General features: G+C 42.7%; 20 protein-coding genes and 1 tRNA gene. 7 read left to right on the forward strand and 14 right to left on the reverse strand.

Annotation, left to right across the window (positions count from 1 at the left end):
• Position 1: 1 nt before the first annotated feature.
• The gene (locus R7E47_RS15305) at positions 2–994 is read left to right on the forward strand and encodes a cytochrome d ubiquinol oxidase subunit II (protein WP_033905058.1); all 993 of its coding nucleotides are present in this window, start codon (positions 2–4) and stop codon (positions 992–994) included.
• 350 nt (positions 995–1344) lie between these two features.
• Positions 1345–1473: a hypothetical protein gene (locus tag R7E47_RS15310; RefSeq protein ID WP_257721534.1), complete on the forward strand. Its 129-nt coding sequence runs from the start codon at positions 1345–1347 to the stop codon at positions 1471–1473.
• 461 nt (positions 1474–1934) lie between these two features.
• Here the strand turns inward: R7E47_RS15310 and R7E47_RS15315 are convergent, their stop codons facing one another.
• Together R7E47_RS15315 and R7E47_RS15320 are read right to left on the reverse strand one after the other, a co-directional pair.
• Positions 1935–2153, reverse strand: coding sequence for a cold shock domain-containing protein (locus R7E47_RS15315; RefSeq protein WP_180700554.1), 219 nt, complete (start codon positions 2151–2153; stop codon positions 1935–1937).
• Positions 2153–3340: a reverse transcriptase family protein gene (locus tag R7E47_RS15320; protein ID WP_140199728.1), complete on the reverse strand. Its 1188-nt coding sequence runs from the start codon at positions 3338–3340 to the stop codon at positions 2153–2155. The genes R7E47_RS15315 and R7E47_RS15320 overlap by 1 nt, the downstream gene beginning before the upstream one ends.
• A gap of 826 nt (positions 3341–4166) precedes the next feature.
• Here R7E47_RS15320 and R7E47_RS15325 point away from each other — a divergent pair.
• From R7E47_RS15325 to R7E47_RS15340, 4 genes are all read left to right on the forward strand, one after another.
• On the forward strand, positions 4167–4775 hold the full coding sequence (locus tag R7E47_RS15325; RefSeq protein WP_005459841.1) for a recombinase family protein: 609 nt from the start codon (positions 4167–4169) through the stop codon (positions 4773–4775).
• Complete coding sequence (rnhA, locus tag R7E47_RS15330) at positions 4756–5223, forward strand: ribonuclease HI (RefSeq protein ID WP_025592914.1); 468 nt, start codon at positions 4756–4758, stop codon at positions 5221–5223. The genes R7E47_RS15325 and rnhA overlap by 20 nt, the downstream gene beginning before the upstream one ends.
• 20 nt (positions 5224–5243) lie before the next feature.
• Positions 5244–5435, forward strand: a complete 192-nt coding sequence (locus tag R7E47_RS15335; RefSeq protein ID WP_005459836.1) for a hypothetical protein — start codon at positions 5244–5246, stop codon at positions 5433–5435.
• A 174-nt stretch (positions 5436–5609) separates the two neighbouring features.
• Positions 5610–6548, forward strand: coding sequence for a hypothetical protein (locus tag R7E47_RS15340; RefSeq protein WP_005459809.1), 939 nt, complete (start codon positions 5610–5612; stop codon positions 6546–6548).
• Between the two features lie 235 nt (positions 6549–6783).
• Here the strand turns inward: R7E47_RS15340 and R7E47_RS15345 are convergent, their stop codons facing one another.
• The 4 genes from R7E47_RS15345 to R7E47_RS15360 all read right to left on the reverse strand — a co-directional run bounded on the left by R7E47_RS15345 (position 6784) and on the right by R7E47_RS15360 (position 12179).
• Positions 6784–8481, reverse strand: a complete 1698-nt coding sequence (locus tag R7E47_RS15345) for a site-specific integrase (protein ID WP_318084591.1) — start codon at positions 8479–8481, stop codon at positions 6784–6786.
• Between the two features lie 93 nt (positions 8482–8574).
• Positions 8575–8662: transfer RNA gene (locus tag R7E47_RS15350), tRNA-Ser, on the reverse strand.
• 144 nt (positions 8663–8806) lie between these two features.
• Entirely contained in the window at positions 8807–9256 is a 450-nt protein-coding gene (locus R7E47_RS15355) for an L-alanine exporter AlaE (RefSeq protein WP_318084593.1), read from the reverse strand.
• Positions 9257–9758: 502 nt separating this feature from the next.
• A complete protein-coding gene (locus R7E47_RS15360) occupies positions 9759–12179 on the reverse strand; it encodes a hybrid sensor histidine kinase/response regulator (protein WP_258483717.1) in 2421 nt (806 codons plus the stop codon).
• Between the two features lie 51 nt (positions 12180–12230).
• On the opposite strand from R7E47_RS15360, the gene R7E47_RS15365 reads away from it, so the two are divergent.
• Positions 12231–12842 (forward strand): YecA family protein, encoded by a 612-nt coding sequence (locus tag R7E47_RS15365; RefSeq protein WP_005378278.1) that lies wholly within the window; start codon positions 12231–12233, stop codon positions 12840–12842.
• Positions 12843–12915: 73 nt separating this feature from the next.
• Here the strand turns inward: R7E47_RS15365 and R7E47_RS15370 are convergent, their stop codons facing one another.
• The 8 genes from R7E47_RS15370 to tolB form a co-directional block, all read right to left on the reverse strand.
• A complete protein-coding gene (locus R7E47_RS15370) occupies positions 12916–14082 on the reverse strand; it encodes a glutathionylspermidine synthase family protein (RefSeq protein ID WP_054866291.1) in 1167 nt (388 codons plus the stop codon).
• Between the two features lie 8 nt (positions 14083–14090).
• Positions 14091–14660 (reverse strand): DUF1190 domain-containing protein, encoded by a 570-nt coding sequence (locus R7E47_RS15375; RefSeq protein WP_025766906.1) that lies wholly within the window; start codon positions 14658–14660, stop codon positions 14091–14093.
• 8 nt (positions 14661–14668) lie between these two features.
• Positions 14669–15085 carry a DUF350 domain-containing protein gene (locus tag R7E47_RS15380; protein WP_005378281.1) on the reverse strand — a complete coding sequence of 139 codons (417 nt, stop codon included), beginning with the start codon at positions 15083–15085 and terminating at the stop codon, positions 14669–14671.
• The gene (locus R7E47_RS15385; RefSeq protein ID WP_017820047.1) at positions 15085–16128 is read right to left on the reverse strand and encodes a potassium channel protein; all 1044 of its coding nucleotides are present in this window, start codon (positions 16126–16128) and stop codon (positions 15085–15087) included. The genes R7E47_RS15380 and R7E47_RS15385 overlap by 1 nt, the downstream gene beginning before the upstream one ends.
• 118 nt (positions 16129–16246) lie before the next feature.
• On the reverse strand, positions 16247–17308 hold the full coding sequence (nadA, locus tag R7E47_RS15390) for a quinolinate synthase NadA (protein WP_017820046.1): 1062 nt from the start codon (positions 17306–17308) through the stop codon (positions 16247–16249).
• 251 nt (positions 17309–17559) lie between these two features.
• The gene (gene ybgF / locus R7E47_RS15395) at positions 17560–18312 is read right to left on the reverse strand and encodes a tol-pal system protein YbgF (protein ID WP_205460886.1); all 753 of its coding nucleotides are present in this window, start codon (positions 18310–18312) and stop codon (positions 17560–17562) included.
• A 15-nt stretch (positions 18313–18327) separates the two neighbouring features.
• Positions 18328–18852, reverse strand: coding sequence for a peptidoglycan-associated lipoprotein Pal (gene pal / locus R7E47_RS15400; protein ID WP_005378293.1), 525 nt, complete (start codon positions 18850–18852; stop codon positions 18328–18330).
• Between the two features lie 30 nt (positions 18853–18882).
• Complete coding sequence (tolB, locus tag R7E47_RS15405; RefSeq protein WP_005387925.1) at positions 18883–20235, reverse strand: Tol-Pal system beta propeller repeat protein TolB; 1353 nt, start codon at positions 20233–20235, stop codon at positions 18883–18885.
• Between the last annotated feature and the right edge of the window lie 8 nt (positions 20236–20243).

Consider the following 20243-nt stretch of genomic DNA (forward strand, 5'->3'; position numbering starts at 1 on the left):
CATGCTCAACTATCTACCAGAAATTTATCTTCTGCTGCTTGGCTTCTCGGTCTTTATGTATGCCGTGCTCGACGGCTACGACCTTGGCGTCGGTATCCTTTTACCAAGTGATAATGAAGCGCAACGTGACCGAATGATAGCCTCTATCGGCCCTTTCTGGGACGCGAATGAAACGTGGTTGGTGTTAGCCGTCGGTATTCTGCTGATTGCCTTTCCTACCGCTCATAGCTTGATTTTGACGGAACTTTACATGCCGACCGCCATCATGCTTATCGCACTGATAATGCGTGGCGTGGCGTTCGATTTCCGAGCCAAAGCCAACTCGGATCATAAACCTCATTGGGATTGGTGCTTCAGAATTGGCTCGCTAATCACCGCACTAACTCAGGGTTACATGGTGGGTCGTTACATCATGGGATTTGAACAATCAACCGAAGCATTTGGCTTTGCTTGGTTAAGCGCACTTTGTGTAGCAGCGGCGTACGTTTACATCGGTGGCGCATGGTTAGTACTAAAAACGGAAGGTGATTTGCAAATACGCTCGGCCCGTTGGTCTCGCCGTGCTGGTTGGTTAGCGGCCTTAGGAATCTTGGTGGTTAGCGTTGTAAACCCAATTGTAAATCAACAAGTTGCCTTGCGTTGGTTCAGCTTCCCAGAAATCTTGTTGCTTGCCCCAGTTCCGTTAATTGTATTGGCAACCATCTTCCTAGTTGATCGCTATTTGCGTCAGGTTCCAATGGTGAATGATCTGGGTGTGCGTTGGCCTTTCTTTGGTGTCACCGTCATTTTCGCGTTGAGCTTTCTCGGTCTTGCGTATAGCTTCTTCCCAGAAGTTGTGCCGGGGTTGATGACCGCACAACAAGCGGCCTCCTCACCTGCGACATTAATAATCGTGGGCTACGGTGTGATGATTGTTATGCCGGTGATATTGCTTTACACCTTTGTGGTATACCGGATCTTCAAAGGCAAAGCGACAGAACTTAGCTACAAGTAGGAAAGGGAATTCCTCAACAAAGCGCCGCTGCTCATGCGGCGTTTTTTTTGCAGTACTCAACGACTAAAGTATCTACCCAAGGCGACTGAGTGGGAACGCTGAGAGAATGTAGCGGCAGCCAGTAGTTTGTTCCTAACTAGAACGAGATAACCGTTTCTCAACTATAGCGATACAGGCACAAAAACAGAAAGAACACTTGATGTTACAAAAGGTAGACCGCCACTTTAAAACGTTTTGAGTATTTTTTGCGCTCAATGAGGTGCAAGTATACTTATCCTTTTTATGACTTGTGAACACTCAATTGCATGTTATGTTGCTGTTGAAATCGTACATGAAATAAGGACAAGAACATGAAGATAAGATGCAAAACGACGCAAAGCATTGAAAAATTTAACCCTGATGACCTCAATCCAAACACAGATCTCTTTGGTATGATTGCTGTTGTATTCGTGTTCATGACTGTTTTACTTAGCATCTAGTAGCAATACGTTCATTCTTGTGGCCGTATTCATACCTCATGTGATATGGGTGCTAAATTCTAGATTAAAGCGGATGGGCTAACCCGCACCAATCAGATTATGGCTGCCTCTGTATAGCTTCTTCAATTTTGGCGTTGTATCGAGGTGAGATATGAACAGTTGGCTTGTAGATAGAATGGCGTTTGCACCTTGAGCACTCTTGTGTACTTTCAATGACGCATTAGTTTAGTGTAGATACAAAAAAAGGCCTGATAAATCAGACCTTTTAGAATGTGGCGGTGAGTGAGAGATTCGAACTCTCGATTGCAAGCTGCCAAGATTAAAGCAATTAAAATCAATAAGTTAACTATACCGAACTTTGAGAGTTTGTACCAGTTTTTTGTACTATCATTTCATGACTAAAAAGAAATTCGTAAGCCAGCGCTGCTACGACCACGAATGCTTTAACGACTGGCTAATCTCTATGATTCATATACAAACCTAACAGCAGTAGCTCTTGGCCCTTTGTCAGTGGCTTCATAGTCAAATTCGACTTCTGGTTTTAGTTGTAAATTATTTGTATCATATTTATCTTCTAAAACATCTATCGTAAAAAGTACATCTCTCCCTTTTTCACGCCGTATAAAACCGAACCCTTTATGCTCAATATAGGCATTTATATATCCTTTATCTATTGGCATTATATTTCCCATATTTCTTGTTTAGTTGGAGAAGATGAGTAGTACTTTTTTAACTGTCTTCTTGCTTTCTTAGCTTCATACCTTTTAGTCCTAGACAATATACTTAGCTGGTAATAAATTTTATTCAATCGATTAACACGACCTAGATCTTTATGAGAGGTTTTAGGGACTTTCAAAGCAGCATTAACTGATTTTAATACTTGATTTGCAGTGGATTCAGAATATATCGGTAAAATAGCTCTTAATCTCTCACGATATTTTTTTGCTTGTCCGTGCTCTAACCTTTCTAATTTAGCAACCAATCCGGAGGTACGATTCCAGTGTTCATGATATTCTTGGGTAGTCTTGGAGACTTTTGCTTTTTGCTCGCAAACATAAACTAACTGTCTAACATAACGTCTTTCCTCTTTACGAACTTTAGGGGCTCTATGTTTAACCCAGACTCCTGTTACTTCAAGGTTTGCATTTCTGTTAGACCTATACTCTTTTTGAGTTTTAGAGCCTTTAAGTTTGAGACCATACTTAGTCAACATCCCTGCTACTAGTTTAATTACTTCTTCACATTTTTGTTTTGAGAGTTCTTCTTGAGATGAAATAGTAATATCATCTAATAACCTGGAGTATTGTAGCCCTTGTCCACGCAATTTCGAAACTAAATGATACTCGCTATTGAAAAATAAAAGATTTGCGATATAGCTGGAAGTACAACCGCCTTGAGGAACAGAGTTTTTATACGTTGTCAACTGAGTTAGAATTTGACTTACTTCATCATTAAACCTAAATAACTGTTTGAATACTGGTTCAACATAAATTGGTTTAATGTTCGGATAGAAATTTCTAACATCTAACTGAATTAGTGTACGACAGTGACTATGCAACCGCGCATTTTCGATATAATCCCTTTGAGTTGATTCATCAGACTTTAACCCACCTTGTAAATATGCAGGAAACTTAACATTAGAGAAGATACGAGAGTTGATTCGCTTTTGAATTCGCTTAAGGTTTTTTTTGGCCTCTAAGACAGTACGCACTTTACCTGTTTTAGGGTGTGGAGCTAACTCAAATGATGTATATGAAGTATCAACTTTATTTGCTACATCGACTAAATGGTTGGGATGAACACCAAGTGTTTTAGCTAACAACCCGATTGAAGCAATTGGCTTACATGTATATAAGGGTTTATCCATAAAACAATTCAATCAAAAAGGTGAAAAAAGAGAAGTCAGTTATCAATTAAACGGCAAATTGTTGTTCCACAAGAAAAACTTGAAAACAAAAACTACCAGACTAATAACCAAACCAGAGCAATATCTAACGATTCTTACATACAAGCTTGGGCTCGGGCTATCTTGCTTATCAGTATCATCTCTATTTAACTCAACAGAGAGCTCTGTGTTTTCTGGTGATTTGCTGTAACGTAGTTTGAAGTAAGATTTCATTTAGACCTCCTTATTGTTTGCTAATGAAAACCATTCGCCAGACCAATAGAAGGAATCTTGTAGAAATACGTATAAATAGCCAGTGAGCCGACTTCTCTTTTCAACGCCAGACAACCGTCTCTTTAAAAGCAAACATTTTGGGAGCTACGCGAGCTCACGGGATGAAGGCATTTAAAGTCCCAGCAGTCCGGTCATGAACTTACTAATATGTAAGTTCGCTCTAAAATAGAGCATCGATTTTCTACATCAACGTTACGCACACTTAAAACGAAAACTGCAAATGGGCGTAGTGCACCCACATGAATACGATACACACAAACATAACAAAATGCAAACGCACTTTGCATATAATGTGTTCTTATCAGTTAATTATCGTTCAATCAAAACGATTAGTTATACCTTTTCGTTCAAGTAGGCTAGTAGAACTAAGAACTTCCCTAATCAGCTCAAAACCATTCGTTTTCGAACCTACCCGCATAGTATGAGACAAAAACGTCTCATAAGTACCCCCTTGACATTTTGACCTAGGCTCATAAAATCCATACTACTTTTTCAGAGTGGTATGCGAGGGCTAATGAGTACGAGGACTTATTTCTATTGTCGAGTCTCTACAACAGAGCAGACAACAGCGAACCAAATACAAGCCTTCAAAGACAGAGGATATGAAGTCAACGAAGCTTTTGTAGTTGAAGATGTTGTATCAGGTGGTGTTTGTGCTTTGGAACGTAAAGGCTTCAGGATTCTTATTGAGCACAAGCTTGTTGCAGGTGACACGCTGGTGGTCTTAAAGCTAGACCGCTTGGGACGTGACAACATAGATGTACAACAAACGATCAAGCTTTTGATGGACAAAGGTATCAATATCCACTGTTTAGATTTACCACATAACGACCTAAACAGCCCTGAAGGTCAGTTAATGTTGAAAATGTTTTTAGCTTTTGCTGAGTTTGAAAAAGATCGTATTAGAGAACGAACAATTGAGGGTCAAGCAAGAGCAAGGGCTGAAGGCAAAACTATTGGTCGTCCTGCCAAAGCAAGTGCAGATAAAGTGGCAAAGCTAAGGAATGAAGGATTGTCCATATCCAAAACCGCAGAGAAGCTTAACATCTCTCAATCAACGGTTAAGCGCCTCTACGCAGAATCAAAGAAGAGTAAGGAGAAAAATGGAAACAACAGTAACTAGCAACGCTAAAGAAGTAATTAACGCCTACACAGACGGTTCATGTATTACGCAGAAATGCATAGGCGGCTGGGCATTCATACTAACCAGAGCAGACAAAAAACTAGAACGCTCTGGACATGAAAGAAAGACCACCAGCAACAGAATGGAACTAACGGCAGCAATTAAAGCGTTAGAGGTTATATATAAGAAATATCCGAACAACCCTATAACAGTCCACACAGACAGCCAGTATGTAAAAAATGGCATTACTACATGGATACGTAGCTGGAAGCGTAATGGTTGGCGTAGGAGTGACAGAAAACCCGTCCTTAACGCAGACTTATGGCAAAAATTGGACGAACTGAACGAATCAATGAATGTTTCTTGGGAGTGGGTAAAAGCACACAATGGTCATCCTCTAAACGAGAGAGTTCACATGCTTGCTTACTCTGCTATTCCACAAAAGTAAAATTACAAAGGTATAACAACATGGAACAAACTACATTAGTTGAAGATTTTATCCTACCAGAAGTTGAACTTAACGAGATAGACAACTACCACCGCATACCTGAAGTCAAAGCATGGTTTGTCTGTTCAGTGAAAAACGCAAAGAAAGCGGCAAAAGATGGTCTACCCGTAATCCGAACACATGTAGGCAACTGGTATGGTCGTCTCTCTTAAAAAAATGAACTTTTGTAAATCACATTTTGTGTAAACGTCAGGGGGCGATGCAATCGAAGTAGGAACAAACTCGGAAGCTAACGCCCCCCTACCCACAATTATCAAGAGGTAGAGTGTTTGTGAGGTTCAATCATACTAACCAACCACAAGATAGAGTTATACCAGCAGTAAACGATGATGAAACAGTGCACTTTAGAGCAAATTGACCCTAGACAGCTTGTTCTCGATGAAAGATTTCAAAGCAGACAAACACAGTTAATAGCTAAAAGAGCAGACAGAGCAGCTTCAGAAAACAGTAGACAAAGGCAACTCAGAAACATTCTTACCAGTTTAGAGAACGGTAATGGCATTAGGGAACCAATAGAAGCCTATGATATTTACGGTGAGTTGTATGTAGTGAGCGGTTTCCACCGCACAGAGGCATGCCACAAGTTCCTTAAAGACAACCCAAGCCAAAACCTTTTAGTCCCCGTAAAAATTTATCGAGGCTATACAGAAGCAGAGGCTTATTTAGATTCTCTTACTAAGAACGTGGAACACGGTACAGCCTTAGATCAGTCTGAGATATGGCAAAACAAGTTTAAGCAGTCTTTGATGCAGGGGGAAAACCTAGAACTACTTTCAAAGCGCGAAACCGCTAAGTTATTTGATTGCAGTGAAACCCAAGGATTACATATTTTGAACGCTCAGAAAGCCTGTATCGAGGTTGGTTTACCTAATGTGAAAGAGTGGTCGAGTGATTATCAAAAGGCGGCAGAAAAGCTTAGAAAAAAGCTATTAAAGAGATTTGAGGTAATGCCTGACGATTTCGATAAGGATGGATTTCCAATTATCAGCAGATTATCAAAAGCTTATAAAGGTAATAGGTTTGAGGCTGCTTTATCTGAAGAAGAACTAGAACTCAATGAAATAAGTTATCAGAAAGAGTCCCTCAAGGATTTAATCCAAAGAAACCCTATGGCCTTTAGAAAGGCATTAAATACTTTAGATAAAAGAGCTTTAGGAATTGTCGTAAAGCGTAGTTGGGATGAAAACGAAGTCATTCTAAAGTACGGTGATGGTGACGTTAATGAATACGAGAAATTCGAAGAAAAAGCCACGGTGAAAACCTAGCACTTACATCAGAAAACCCACAGAGAGATCTTAGCGGTATCCCCAAGCTGGTGGCTATCTTTGAGAAAACGCTAGGGTGGTCACTCGTGACCGCTGAGACCTCTAGGTGGTCACTATAGGAGTATTTAAACTTAAAGATATAAATTTAATATTTTAAAAACAACAACTTAAACAAAAACCTTTCAGAAAAGATGTTTAAACAATAGCACATGTAAACTCTAACTAAGTAATGTTCTTATAGCCTGCTTAAAGCTAAACGAGGGAGACGGTCGATAGCTTCTTTTTTCGTCTCCAACTCAACCGTACCATATGAACCGCCTACACCCGCTGGAGTATGACCAGTAATAGCGTCACTAACAGTGTCAGCAATACCCAGTCTGCGCAGAGCCGTCTTGAAAGTATGCCTAAACGCATGAGCCGGTTGGGTTGTGTGTATACCTAGAGACCTGACTGTTTGACCCCACCACTTACTGAGTGCCGCTGATTTCTTGCCGTATTTGTTCTCTTTAAGCTCTGGGAACAAGAAGCCGCCTGACTCCGCAACATAATCTAAGAAACCTAGTTCTATCAGATGAGCAGGGATAGGTACGTGTCTCAGTGAAGAGTTATTCTTAACGCTTTGCCCCTCACCTCGACGGATATTGAGGTAATGTATGCCTGAGTCTGATTGGGATACATCTGACTTATGTAGTTGAGACATCTCCTCTAGGCGTGCACCTGTATATCTGCACAACAAAGGAACCCAATAACAAGCCATACCATAAGGTTTACGAGCATTAACATCATTAAATACGTCAGCTTGGAACAGTCGACGCATTTCTGAGTCAGTGTAGCCTTTTCCCTCATTAGCTTCAGTTTTCTTCTCCGCTGTGGCAACACGCACACCTACGTGTGGATTAGAGTCGATGATGCCTAGTTCAACGGCATAGCTAAACACAACAGAGGTCTTGCGTAGACAGTTCTTCACCGTAGTAGCACTTAAAGTCTCTAGACCTTGTATCTTTACAAGTTCAATTTGCTCTAGAAGAGGTCTATTCCTGATACTTGCAATTTTAGACTTAGGTAACTGAAGCAATGTATCTCGAAACTCAACGATATGCGCACGAGTTACTTCAGTAACATCCAGATCTCCGATAACTTCGATTAGACGCTCAATCTGAAGGCCTGCCTCATACAATGCTTTAGCGTCTTTGTCCTTAAGAGTTTCAGACTGGTGATACCTCTTAAACACATTAGATATAGAGTATTGAGATGCCTTTTTGCGTTTAGGCTGGTGTTTGTTAGCTAAAGCGTTAACTGACAGAGGTTTGTCTGCAATAGGATTAGATACTGCTTCGTAGCCATAGTCACGGTTGTAACGTGCTCTACATAGCGCTTCGATGCGATGAATGTAGTGATAGAAAGCTACTGCTAATTGACGGAAAGACTCACTGTGAGAAGAGACAACTAAACCCTCTCTATCTAGTTGAGCAACAATAAACTCTTTTAGTTCATCTGCTAGCTCTTGAAGCTGGTCAGGAGTAGCAGTATCAACCTCGTTGCCACATATGGACAAAGTATCAGACAAGCCAAATTCACGGACTGTGCCTTCCGCATCTACATCCCTTTTTAGGAAAAGATCGTAGTTACCAGAGGTATCAACTTCATTCTTTACGTGTTCATACCAACGCTCTGCGATGATTGCACAGTCTCTAACATTGAGTTCGACATTGGATGAATTAGATAGTTTTAACTGAGCAACGGCGATCTGCTTCTGCGCATCGAATAGACACTCAGTAAATCGTGGTTTAGCTTCAGAAAGGTTTTTCGTTTGAAGAGATTTCTTGAAGACTGTCTTACCGATTATAGGAACCAGCTTTTTGGGGACAGCCATTCTAAGGTAGTAAACACCAGTTTTAGGATGCTTATAAGGACTTGCCATGATGTTCGACATTGTACCTACTCTTTGTACCAGTAGGCAGCTTACATTAAAACACCAAACCCCTGTATTATAAGAAGTTCTTACACTACAAGGGCTTATAGAATGTGGCGGTGAGTGAGAGATTCGAACTCTCGATACGTTGCCGTATACACACTTTCCAGGCGTGCTCCTTCAGCCACTCGGACAACTCACCGCATCAAATTTTGGTTAGCATTATTGGCTAACGAGGCGCTAATTTAATGATTATGTGCCTGATGGTCAAGGCTAAACATAAAAAAAAGCACCCTTTTCGAATCGATTGCTCACTAAGTAACTAAATTGAGCAAAACTGGGGCATTTACATGCTTTGAGAATAACCGGGAACACGGAACCAACGGCGGCACATATCCAAGAAGTACCCATACAACACACCCATGCCACAAGAAATAACAGCGTTACTTGCCACTGCGGTCACAATTTGATCTGTAGACGCGCCAACCGCGAATAAGATACCCGCATAAACTGGAGATTGAAATAGTACATAAGCGACCAGATCAGAGATGTTTTTCATAAAGGAAGACGGTGACACCTTACTACCTTGATGCAGCACCCAATCACGAAAAGCCCCATACGGCCAAGCAATAGCGATATTCACTGGAATCGATAGCGTACGCGATGCTAGAGATTGCTCAAATGTCATCCCTGAAATCAAAATCTCGACAATCATCCCTGTGATAAAGCAAAAAACAACCATAGCAAAGGTATCCGCTGCGGCGTGACGAATACAAAATGGTCCACGAGACTTCATTTACAAAACCCTTAAAATCAAACACTGCAATTAATAAGAATAATAAAACTATTAACCACTAAAAAGACATCAAGCCAGTTAATGATGCAATTAGAGCACACAAAAACTAGCTTATGGTTCTGTATTTAAAATTAAGTTGTAAATTTATAACCAACTTTTAAAGTAAAAGTAGTTTTTTTCACCAATGGCGAGTAAAAACGCCTAAAATCACGTAAAAATGGTACAAAAACACGGATTTCACTTACATAAAAAGGGGTTACGATAATTATTTTGACGTAAAGTTAGAACAAAACTCGGACCGAAAACAGTCACTCCTATAGCTTATGCTACCAAGCTGCGAAAATTCAGAGTATTACCGATATAATCACAGTAGAAGGTCTTGCTGTTTTACTCGTAAAAGTAAAACTGCAAGCCTGTTCATTGCGGGTTAGAAGAGTTTGTCACGAAGCTGGATGACGTATGAATAGTAAGAACAATTCACAGTTGCGCCATATTGATTAAATTATGGTGAGGCCAGCAAAATCGTTAATGTATCGATATCATCTTGGTCTGGGGATTGCTGACGCTTTAAGTTACTTCTTATCCGTTCGGCGACTGAAGAAACGTCGCCACTGAGTTCAAGGGGAGCCTCCGCAATGATCGCTGAAATAGCCTCAAGTGCTTCATTAAGATGTCCATTATCTAGAGCGACATAGAAGTTGAGTAACCACTTTTCAGCATTAAAGCTATCTGCTGCATTTCCATCAAAGTCCGATTGGTACTGATATAACTGTGTCGCATGAAGATACAGTGCATCATTTAATTCAGACTCCACTATTGGTTTCGCTATTATGTGATCTGCTCCTACATTAATCATACGCTCTTGTGTTTCTTTGAACACATCCGCTGTACAGCCAAAAATCAGTACCGACTTAGCAGGTGAACTCATTGCTCGAATGGCTGATATGGCCCCAACGCCATCTAGAACAGGCATATGATTATCCATCAGTATCAAATCAAATGGTTTGATCGCAACCTCATCGACTGCAAGCTGACCATTTTCGACACTTGTGCACTCAAAGCCCTTGGCTCGGAGGAAAGTTTCCATAATGATCGCATTTGTTCGGTTGTCTTCAACAATGAGTGCTTTCAACCCTTTACAGTTCAATTTATGTGTATTGATTGACTCTACTTTACCTGGCTTGCAAGGTGTAAGGGCAATTTCGACAGTAAAAGTCGTTCCAGCGTCCTCCTGACTCTCTACAACCACTTGCCCACCCATATGTTCCGCGATTTCTTTGACTATTGCTAAACCAAGCCCTGTACCACCAAACCGTCTAGTCGTTGATGACTCCGCTTGCTCAAAAGGACGAAAAATGCGTTTTTGTGCCTCTTTTGAAATACCAATTCCTGTATCTTTTACCTTTAGTATCAGCTTGGTGCCTGCCTTACTCGATTTCTCGGCTAGCTCTACCTCTACGATGCCACGATCGGTGAACTTAACAGCGTTATTGAGTAGATTGAACAGTACTTGACGCAAACGGGCTTTGTCATTGTTGTACCAACGACCCGTTGGTAAATGCGAGACGACTCTAAAGCGAAGACCTTTTTCTGCACATAGAGTTTGATAAACACTCTTGATACTGCCGATAATCGACTCAATTGGGAAAGGCTTATTTTCAAACTCAACATGCCCTTGTTCAATTTTTGAGTAATCTAAAATCTCATTGAGTAATGTCATCATGTGATCACCTGAATCATAAAGTGTTCTCAGGTGCTTACGCTGCTCATCGGTAAGTGGTGTTTTTAACAGTATCTGGGCAGTTCCTAGTACACCGTTCATTGGTGTGCGAATCTCGTGGGACAATGTGGCTAAGAATGCCGTTTTAGCGTTTGTCGAAGCCTGAGCTTTTATTCTCTCCTGCTCTAAATAGATCGTCTTTTCATTGAACTTCTCGATAAGCTGTCCGATTTCGTCATCGCTATCGTAGTCAATATCTATGATCCCACCAGTTTTCGAGTCATCAATCTTAGCGGCAATGCGAACAATTGGTTCAACAATATAGCGATTCAGTAAGTAGTAACCGACCAAGACACACAAGAGCAAAAATGGAATGATCCTCCCCTCAACGCTCATCACTTGTTCAAACACTTGATCAGCGACTTTAGCTTTTGCGTTGACAACTTCCATGCGCCAATCGAACTCTCCGAAATCAAGCTCGCTGACATAAATTTCGTCCGTCAGTTGAAAGTTGTGCTCAATAATCACGTTTGAGTCAGCATCGCGAACCACTACCCCTAAAGAATGCTGGTTCGTGTGCTCTCGAATAAACTGAAAAAGTGCATCAAGTGATAGGTCTACCGTTACAACTCCAGCGAATCGACCGTTTTGGTAGTACGGAGAAGACGCGGTAATCATCTGGACCTGAGTAAAAGTATCGATGTAAACCGTAGACCAACTAACAGAACCTACCGGAGCATCGGCGGCAGCGACATACCAGGGTTCATTATCATAACCGCCAGATTCGGGGTTATTGTAGGAGTGAATTTGGTCAATACCACTATCACTGTTTTTATTGAAGAATAGACTTTTATATCTCCATTGTTCTGCTTTGAGTTCGGGTTTAGGCCATACGCCACCACTAACAAGCATCTTGTCACTCAATTGAAGAATATGTGGAATTATTGTGTTGAGAGATTGAATATTTTCAGTCCCTTGGGCTAGCCCTACTAAGCCGCTCAATACACCTGTAGAACTGAGGAGGGGCTCTTTGATCTCAAGAGCCAGGAGTTGGGTACGTAACTCTAGGTTTTGCTCTAGCTTTTGTCTAACCGGTGGCTCAACAACCAAATAGGCGACAGAACCGATAGTGGCGATAAAGAAGCACAGGTAAAGTGTTAGGGCGAGAATGCTTTTTTTTCTAAGTGATGAGCGAATTTCCATAGATGTGTGAATCATTCCCTAATATCGATTTATCACTAATTGATTGGTAAGATGAGCGCAATCAACCAGCCCATTAACAAATGGTATTCTATTTTGAAACTACAAGACATCCTTTCTCTCCCAGAACTTGACGGTAAACTACTAAACCTAGCAAAAACTCAAGGCTTTGTAACAGCGATGGCTGCAGCGCCAAACGTATTAATGCCTCAAGAGTGGTTGCCATTCTTATGGGGTGGAGAAGAAACAGCGCCATTTACTGACGGTGAGCAACTAGAGCAATACATTGACGAGATTGTACAAATGTGGAACCAAACTCGTCCCGCTCTCCTAGAAGGCACTTGGCAGTGGCCTGCAGGGTGCGCGCTAGATGAGCAAGACATTGTAACAAGTCAGGCTCGCGATTTCTGTGAAGGTGTATTACAAGGCTGGCAACTTGCGCGTGATGACTGGGAAACGTTGATGCCTGAGGATAGCGAAGATAATGCCCTACTCGGTGGTGTTTTACTTTCTCTTACTATGCTTTACGACCCAGAAACGACCATTGAAACATTGGCCGAACAAGGTATGGAAGGCTTAGAGCAGTTTGAGGAAATCTTCAATGCAATGCCAGTGATGTTATGTGGTCTTACCCAGCGCGGTGTTGCATTAGCTGAAGAACAATAGACGCAACGCTGTCGACCATCAAGATTGAACGGCTGAATAGACAAAAAGCTCTCCAAATGGAGAGCTTTTTTGATCATGTTAAAATTACATGTGGAATATACCGCGCCATATCTTGAGTCACTAAGCTACTGTCTTCCCTAATCGAAATACCGGCAGCTCTATCATTGACCAACCAACTTCCAATTAACGTATGGTTTTGCCCAAACTTAGGTAGTGGATGGTATTGCTGGACGATATTGAATTTAGATTCATAAGGCCCTGACGTTTTAACAAAACGTTTTCCATCGATGACGATCTCGATGTTCGCGCCCTCTCGAGAAAATAGTGGCTTGATGACACAATCTCTCATAGTGTTCGCTTTTGAATCGTTAGCAAAATAAGCGGGCAAAAGGTTCGGGTGATTAGGAAAGCGCTCCCACAATAACGGTAAAAGTGCTTTATTGGATAGAATCGACTTCCACATCGGTTCTAACCAGTTTACGTTCGCAGTCGCTAAGTACTTCGCATATTCCTCTTCAAACATAAACTCCCAAGGGTAAAGCTTAAACATCCAACGAATCGCTCTGTCGTCAGCATCCACAAACAGACCATCTTCCGTCACTCCAATATCTTCGACATGCACGAATGCCGTTGCTAACCCTGCCTCTCGCGCGCAATCCTCTAAATACTGGACAGTCCCTTTATCTTCTTCAGTGTACTTGCAGCAGCTAAAGTGAAGTGTTTGTCCTGGTTGGTATTTTGCTATTTCGGCAAAGCGCTCGATCAAAAAGTCTTGAAGAATATTGAATTGATCCGCGCTCTGGTGAACTCGACCTTTATTTACAACATCTTCTAGCCACACCCACTGCCAAAAGCCAGTTTCAAACAAGCTGGTTGGCGTATCCGCATTGTTTTCCAGTAATTTTGCAGGCGAGGTCCCGTTGTACGCGAAATCCAGCCGCGAATAAAGCGAAGGTTCGCTTCGTCTCCATGAAGAAGCGACCTGCTCCCACATAGATTCAGGGATCGCACATTGCGTCAGCAACCGCTCACTCCGAACGACTTCATCCACAATAGCCAGGCACATCTGATGCAGCTCTTCAGTGGGCGCTTCTATATCGCGCTCAATTTGCTCCAGCGTGAATTGATAGTAAGCACTCTCATCCCAATACGGTTGGTCATACATGGTATGGAAACCAAAACCAAACTGGCGTGCTAATTCACGCCAGTTTTCGCGCTCTTGTATTTCTCGTCGAAACATAGTTCTTTTTAACCGCCTCGACTGACCGACACCGCTTTACCAAACCCGCCTCGAGACATCGCCCTGCCAATGGTGCCGCCACCACGTTTATTAAGGCTATTCGTCGCAACTTTGGTCGGCTGATTTCGGTAGGAGCCAAAGAATTGTCCTGCTCCATTATAGAATTTGGATTTATAACGGTACATCGGCTCTGAGTAATAGCTCTTGTTATAACCTTTCAACCCGCTTAATGAGCGACTGTAAAAAAAACCGCCAAAGTTAGGTACATAAGCTCGGGAACTGGAACTGTAGTAACAATCATCCTCGTAGAAATCATTCTCGCATTCGAACTCGCTGCGGTAGCGAGGGGCATTTTGTTCGGCACGAGCTAAAGCTTCTTGGTATGCAATGTCACACTGTTCACTAAACTCAGGCGAGTTAGATTTACACTCATCGGCATCAGAAAAAATGTACCCTTCTGTTTTTGACTCGTACGTAGCAAAGAAGAAAATACCACCAAAGGCAGCAAAGGGAAGAATTTTCCCAAGCTTTAAGCTTTTGTCCATGGAAGAACGTTTAACGTTAGAACTCCGCTTCATCGTTCCTCCTAGTAGGTCATGCACGCGGCATTCAATACGCCAACCGAAACAGAAACTGCTGCTAATACGATACCGGCTGGCAGTTCATCTTTTTCGATACGCTCTGCCACTTTCGGAAGTAAAATAAAGCGTACAATTGCAAATGCGATAATTTGAGCAAGCATTGCAACAACGCCCCACACCATAAAATCGACGATATTGACCGAGTTTTTTGCCGCCCCCGAAATCGCGAGACAGTAACCAAGGAAAGCCCCACTTAGCGCAATCGCTGCTGCTGTATTTTGTTTTTCTTTAATCAGATGCCACTCATCGTATGGCGTCAACTTGACGTAGATGAACTTAAACGCCAATACAAAAATAATAGAAACAGAGAAATAGAGTAAAAAGTTTGGGAAGCCTGCTAACAGGCCGGCAATCATGTGCATTATTGTTCCTTGTTCATTTCTTTCCAGGCAAAATCTTCAATACGTTCATCTGCAATGTAAAACAGCTTGGTACTCGCGGGTACTTCAGCATCTAAATCTGGGTTGAGTTGAATACCATCGCCAATATCAAAAGCAATCAGCGTGGCATGATGGCGTCTTTTGAGAAAAACGAAGAGATTCTCAATAGTGGTGGCAGACTGCCCCTCAGGATAAATAACTGAGTATTGCGTCATACCTCGTGTTGAAGCCAAAAGCTCCTGATGAAGCGCACTTGAGCCCGGGTCAACCGCCGCTTTTGCCAACATTTCTGCGCCAACAGCAGGTATGCATTCCGCTTTCGGGCAATGCTGACTTAGAAGTCGGCCTAGCGCTTCATCTTTAAAGTAAGCGACCAAATGAGCGGAAGGGTTTACAGATGCGCAGTATAGAGCGGCTGACAAGGTAATGTCGTCCGAGAGATTATCCACAATAATGCAAGCGGCTTCGGCAATATTGGCGTTTTTCATCTCTTGCGAATCGGTATAACTGGTCACTTTGATAAAACTGATTTCGCCAGGTAACGGGTTCTCTATTTCTGAACGGCTGCATAAAACAATCGGGCGCTTTCCCTCTTCTTCATGTTGTAACATGCGAATAAGGTGCATCGTTCTCGATCCATTCCAGCCCAACAATACAATATGGTTTTCCACTCTTACTCTCCGTTTTCCTAAAATACCCGCTCGCCAATAGTCCATCGCTGCTCCAGCGACACGCCCCAATAATGCGGCGAATAAGCTCAAACCGCCGGGGATTACAAATAGTACGACAACCCATTTACCCATATCTGTTACTGGAGAATGGTCGCCATAACCCACCGTACTCGCCGTAACCATGAGGTAATAGATAAAGTTAGCGAAACTGTCTGTTAATGCTGTTTCACCAGCGAGAACCAGCAGCCACCATGAAAGGCTCACATATAAGCCACTAAAGATGAGAAGGCTTCGGTTGCTCAATTTAAAAAGGTGGGAACTAAGCCACTTTTTAACTACTAACCACACCGCCATAAATTTATGACCTCGATATTCATTGATTGCATCAATAGTAACTCATTGATAGTAAGACACAAAAAAACCAGCCATATTCGGCTGGTTTTTGAGATTTACTTTCAGTTACGCCTACTTTTTAAGCATTACCTTTCACTTGCATATTTAGCTGCTCAGCAAAATCTAGCATGCGGTTCAGTGGGATAAGTGATTTCACACGTAGCGCTTCATCAACAAAAATTTCGTGCTCTTCACCACCTTCACTAAGCGCTTTCTCAATTGCTTTCAAACCGTTCATTGCCATCCAAGGACAGTGTGCACAGCTGCGACATGTTGCGCCTGCACCTGCGGTTGGCGCTTCGATAAGTTCTTTCTCTGGCACAAGTTGCTGCATTTTAAAGAAAATGCCTTTGTCTGTCGCAACGATCATTTGTTTGTGAGGAAGCTCTTTCGCTGCTTTGATCAGCTGACTCGTTGATCCAACGGCATCGGCAAGTTCTACGACGCTTGCTGGTGACTCAGGGTGAACCAAAATAGCCGCATCTGGATACACGCTCTTCATTTTTCGTAGCGCATCAGCAGAGAACTCATCATGGACCACACACTCACCCTGCCAAAGCAGCATATCTGCGCCAGTTTTGTTAGCGATGTACGATCCTAGGTGACGGTCTGGTCCCCAAATAATTGGCTTATCTTCAGCGTCTAAGTGTTCCACGATTTCAAGCGCAATGCTCGATGTAACGACCCAGTCGGCACGGGCTTTAACCGCTGCTGAAGTATTTGCGTAAACTACAACCGTATGATCAGGGTGAGCATCACAAAACTCGCTGAACTTATCCGCAGGACAGCCAAGGTCAAGCGAACATTCCGCTTCCAACGTTGGCATTAGAATGCGCTTTTCTGGTGTCAGAATTTTGGCCGACTCGCCCATAAAGCGAACACCACCAATAATCAATGTACTTGCAGGGTGACGATTACCAAACTTCGCCATTTCCAACGAGTCACCAACAAACCCGCCAGTGTCTTCAGCTAGGGCTTGAATCTCAGGGTCGGTATAATAGTGCGCGATAAGTACCGCATCTTTTTCTTTGAGTAACTTTTTAATACGCTCAATGTAAGATGCTTTTTCTTCTTCGCTTAATGGAACTGGTTTCGGTGGGAATGGGTAAACAGTGTCGATTTTATCTAATATATGGCTCATTGCTCATGCTCTACGCAACTTCCTTTAATCCGAGTATTGTAACCTCGTTAATTTTCAAAAACCAACTTGTCGCGGGGATTTCTAGCGGTCTAGCCGTATATCTTTGTTACAGGTAGCATTTCCGAGTAGCGAAATTCGGTGCAACACAAGGTCAGAGGCTCTGCATCATTGCTATCGACTTAGCCGTTCTGCACCAACAGAAAATGGAAAAGAAAAAGGAAGCCGAGGCTTCCTTTTCAAAACATAACGTCTTACAGCTTAGAGCTGGCAAGTTTTGCAGATGCACTACCTGGGTATTCATCAACCACTTGTTGGTAGTACTTTTTCGCTTGAGCTGCATTGCTATTACGCTCAGCGATTTCGCCTAACTTAAGCAACGCATCAGCTCGCTTATTGGAGTCTTTATAAGACACCACAGCGGCAAAACTTTTCACTGCATCCTCATCCTGCTTTTTAGCGAAGTACAACTGACCTAACCAGTAGTGAGAATTCGCTGAATATGTAGAATCAGGATAATCTTTCTGGAACTGCTGGAACGCTGCAATTGCGCCAGTGTAATCACGCTTTTTGAGAATGAGGTCAACTGCATTCTGATATGCCGTTTGCTCATCAACATTTGGAGTGTACTGGCCACCTGTTTTCACAGGTTGTGCTTCTTGTGCAGGTGTGGATTTTATCTCTCCACGAACACGATCTAGCTCGACAAACAACTCACGTTGACGTTGCAACATTTGTTTCATTTCGTAGCTATTTCGCTCTAATTGACCACGCAATTCACTGATCTCTTGTGACATTTGGTCAATTTGCTGTTGCATTTGGAGCTGAACGCGATTGCGATTTTGTAGCAAACGTTCTAGACGCTCTACTTCCGTTTCAGATGAACGGCTCTTAGAGACGGATGATGTGCTGTTGAGATCGGATACTGGAGCTGGTGCAGCGAACGCAAAGTTCGCTGCACTTGCCAGTAACGTAAGCGCAACAGCGCGCTTAGTGTTACTGAACATGAGGATTACCTCGAATTAGTATACTAGAACCGCGCGACGGTTCTTAGCGTAAACTTCATCTGATTGACCTAGAAGAAGTGGCTTCTCTTCACCGTAGCTAACGATTGAGATTTGGTCAGCTTGAACACCTAGTGCTTGTAGGTAGTTCGCTACTGCTTGCGCACGACGCTCACCTAGAGCAATGTTGTACTCAGGCGTACCGCGCTCATCAGCGTGACCTTCGATAGTTACGTTAAGTGCTGGGTTCTTGCTTAGGTAAGAAGCGTGAGCCGCTAGCATCTCTTCGTAATCTGCTGCAATTGTTGAGTTGTCAAAAGCAAAGTAGATTGTTTGAGTTTCACGTAGCGCTTGCTCTTTTAGCTCTTGCTCTGTCAACTGACCGCTTTGATCAATTGGCGTAGCTACTGTTGTTTCCACTGCGCCATTGTTGTTTGTTGCTGCACCAGTGTTAGAAGCAGCGTCGTCGCTTGAACTACACGCTGTAACAGCCATTACAGGAAGCGCGATTAGTAGCCCTTTTAGAACCTTGTTCAGTTGCATCTTATTTTCCTTTATTAATCAAACTTATTACTACAAAAACGGTGACCATGCAGGCGCTCGAACACGCCCATTTGTTGCCGGTAATCTAGCTTTGAATCGACCATCAATTGACACCATCGATAGTACGTTTTTCTTGTTGTAAATCGAGCTATACACAACCATGCCACCGTTTGGGGCAATACTAGGAGACTCATCAAGCAAGGTCTTAGTTAAGACTTGAAGAGCACCAGTTTCCAAATCTTGTTTCGCCAAATTAAATCCTGCGTTGCTGCGGTTCACCATAACTAGGAATCGCCCATCAGGAGTAATCTGACCACCCAAATTTTGGCTGCCTTGCCAAGTCAAACGGTCAATAGAACCGCTGCCCAAATTTACTTGATAAATCTGTGGTTTACCACCCCTATCCGATGTGAAAATCAACGATTTTCCATCCGGATGCCAGAACGGTTCCGTATTATTTGATCTGCCACGCGTAATTTGCGTCAGCTTACGAGTGTTAAGGTCAAACGTATAAACATGAAGCGAGCCTGTTTTAGAAAGAACAATCGCTAACTTATTGCCATCTGGCGAAAATCTTGGCGCACCATTGTGACGTGGGTATGAAGTAATTTTCTCACGTTCACCGGTGTAGATGTTCATGATGAAGATTTCTGCTTGGCCATTTTGGAAGCTAACATATGCAAGCTTTTTACCATCGGGTGACCACGCTGGTGACATTAATGGTTGCTTAGAGCGTAAAACCAGACGCTCATTGTAGCCATCGTAATCAGCGACTCGAAGTTGGTAAGGGAAACGGTCTTTATCGTTCACTACCACATATGCGATACGAGTCATGAAAGCGCCACGGTCGCCAGTTAACTGTTCATACACCAAATCAGAGATACGGTGAGCGTACTCACGCATACGAGGCCCTTGAACAGTGGCTACTTTATTGAACAGCACATGATCTTTTGACAGAACCAATTCACCGTCACTACCAAGCGCCTTACTCTTCCCACCTGTTAACTGACCACGCACAATATCAACAAGTTGATAGTTGATAACGTAGTCACCTTGGTCGTTTTGCTTGATTGAACCAGTCAATAGCGCATCCACACCTAAATTGGTCCAAGCATCAAAATTAACTTCTGATTCACTGAACGGTGTTTGTGGCATTTTGCTCGTTGGAACTGGGCTGAATTTACCACTACGTTGTAAATCCGAGGCGATAACAGCAGAAACATCCGTTGGAAGCGCTTGTGTGCCCTCCCACTTAAACGGAACAACAGCAATTGGTCGTGCTGAATCAATACCATCGGTAATGACCAACTCTAATGCGGCATTCGCCACATTTGTCATACTGCTAAACAGTACAAACATTCCTAGTAAAAGGCGTCTAATCACGTCTTATT

The organism is Vibrio sp. Vb1026 (assembly GCF_033338745.1).
Lineage (GTDB): Bacteria > Pseudomonadota > Gammaproteobacteria > Enterobacterales > Vibrionaceae > Vibrio > Vibrio alginolyticus.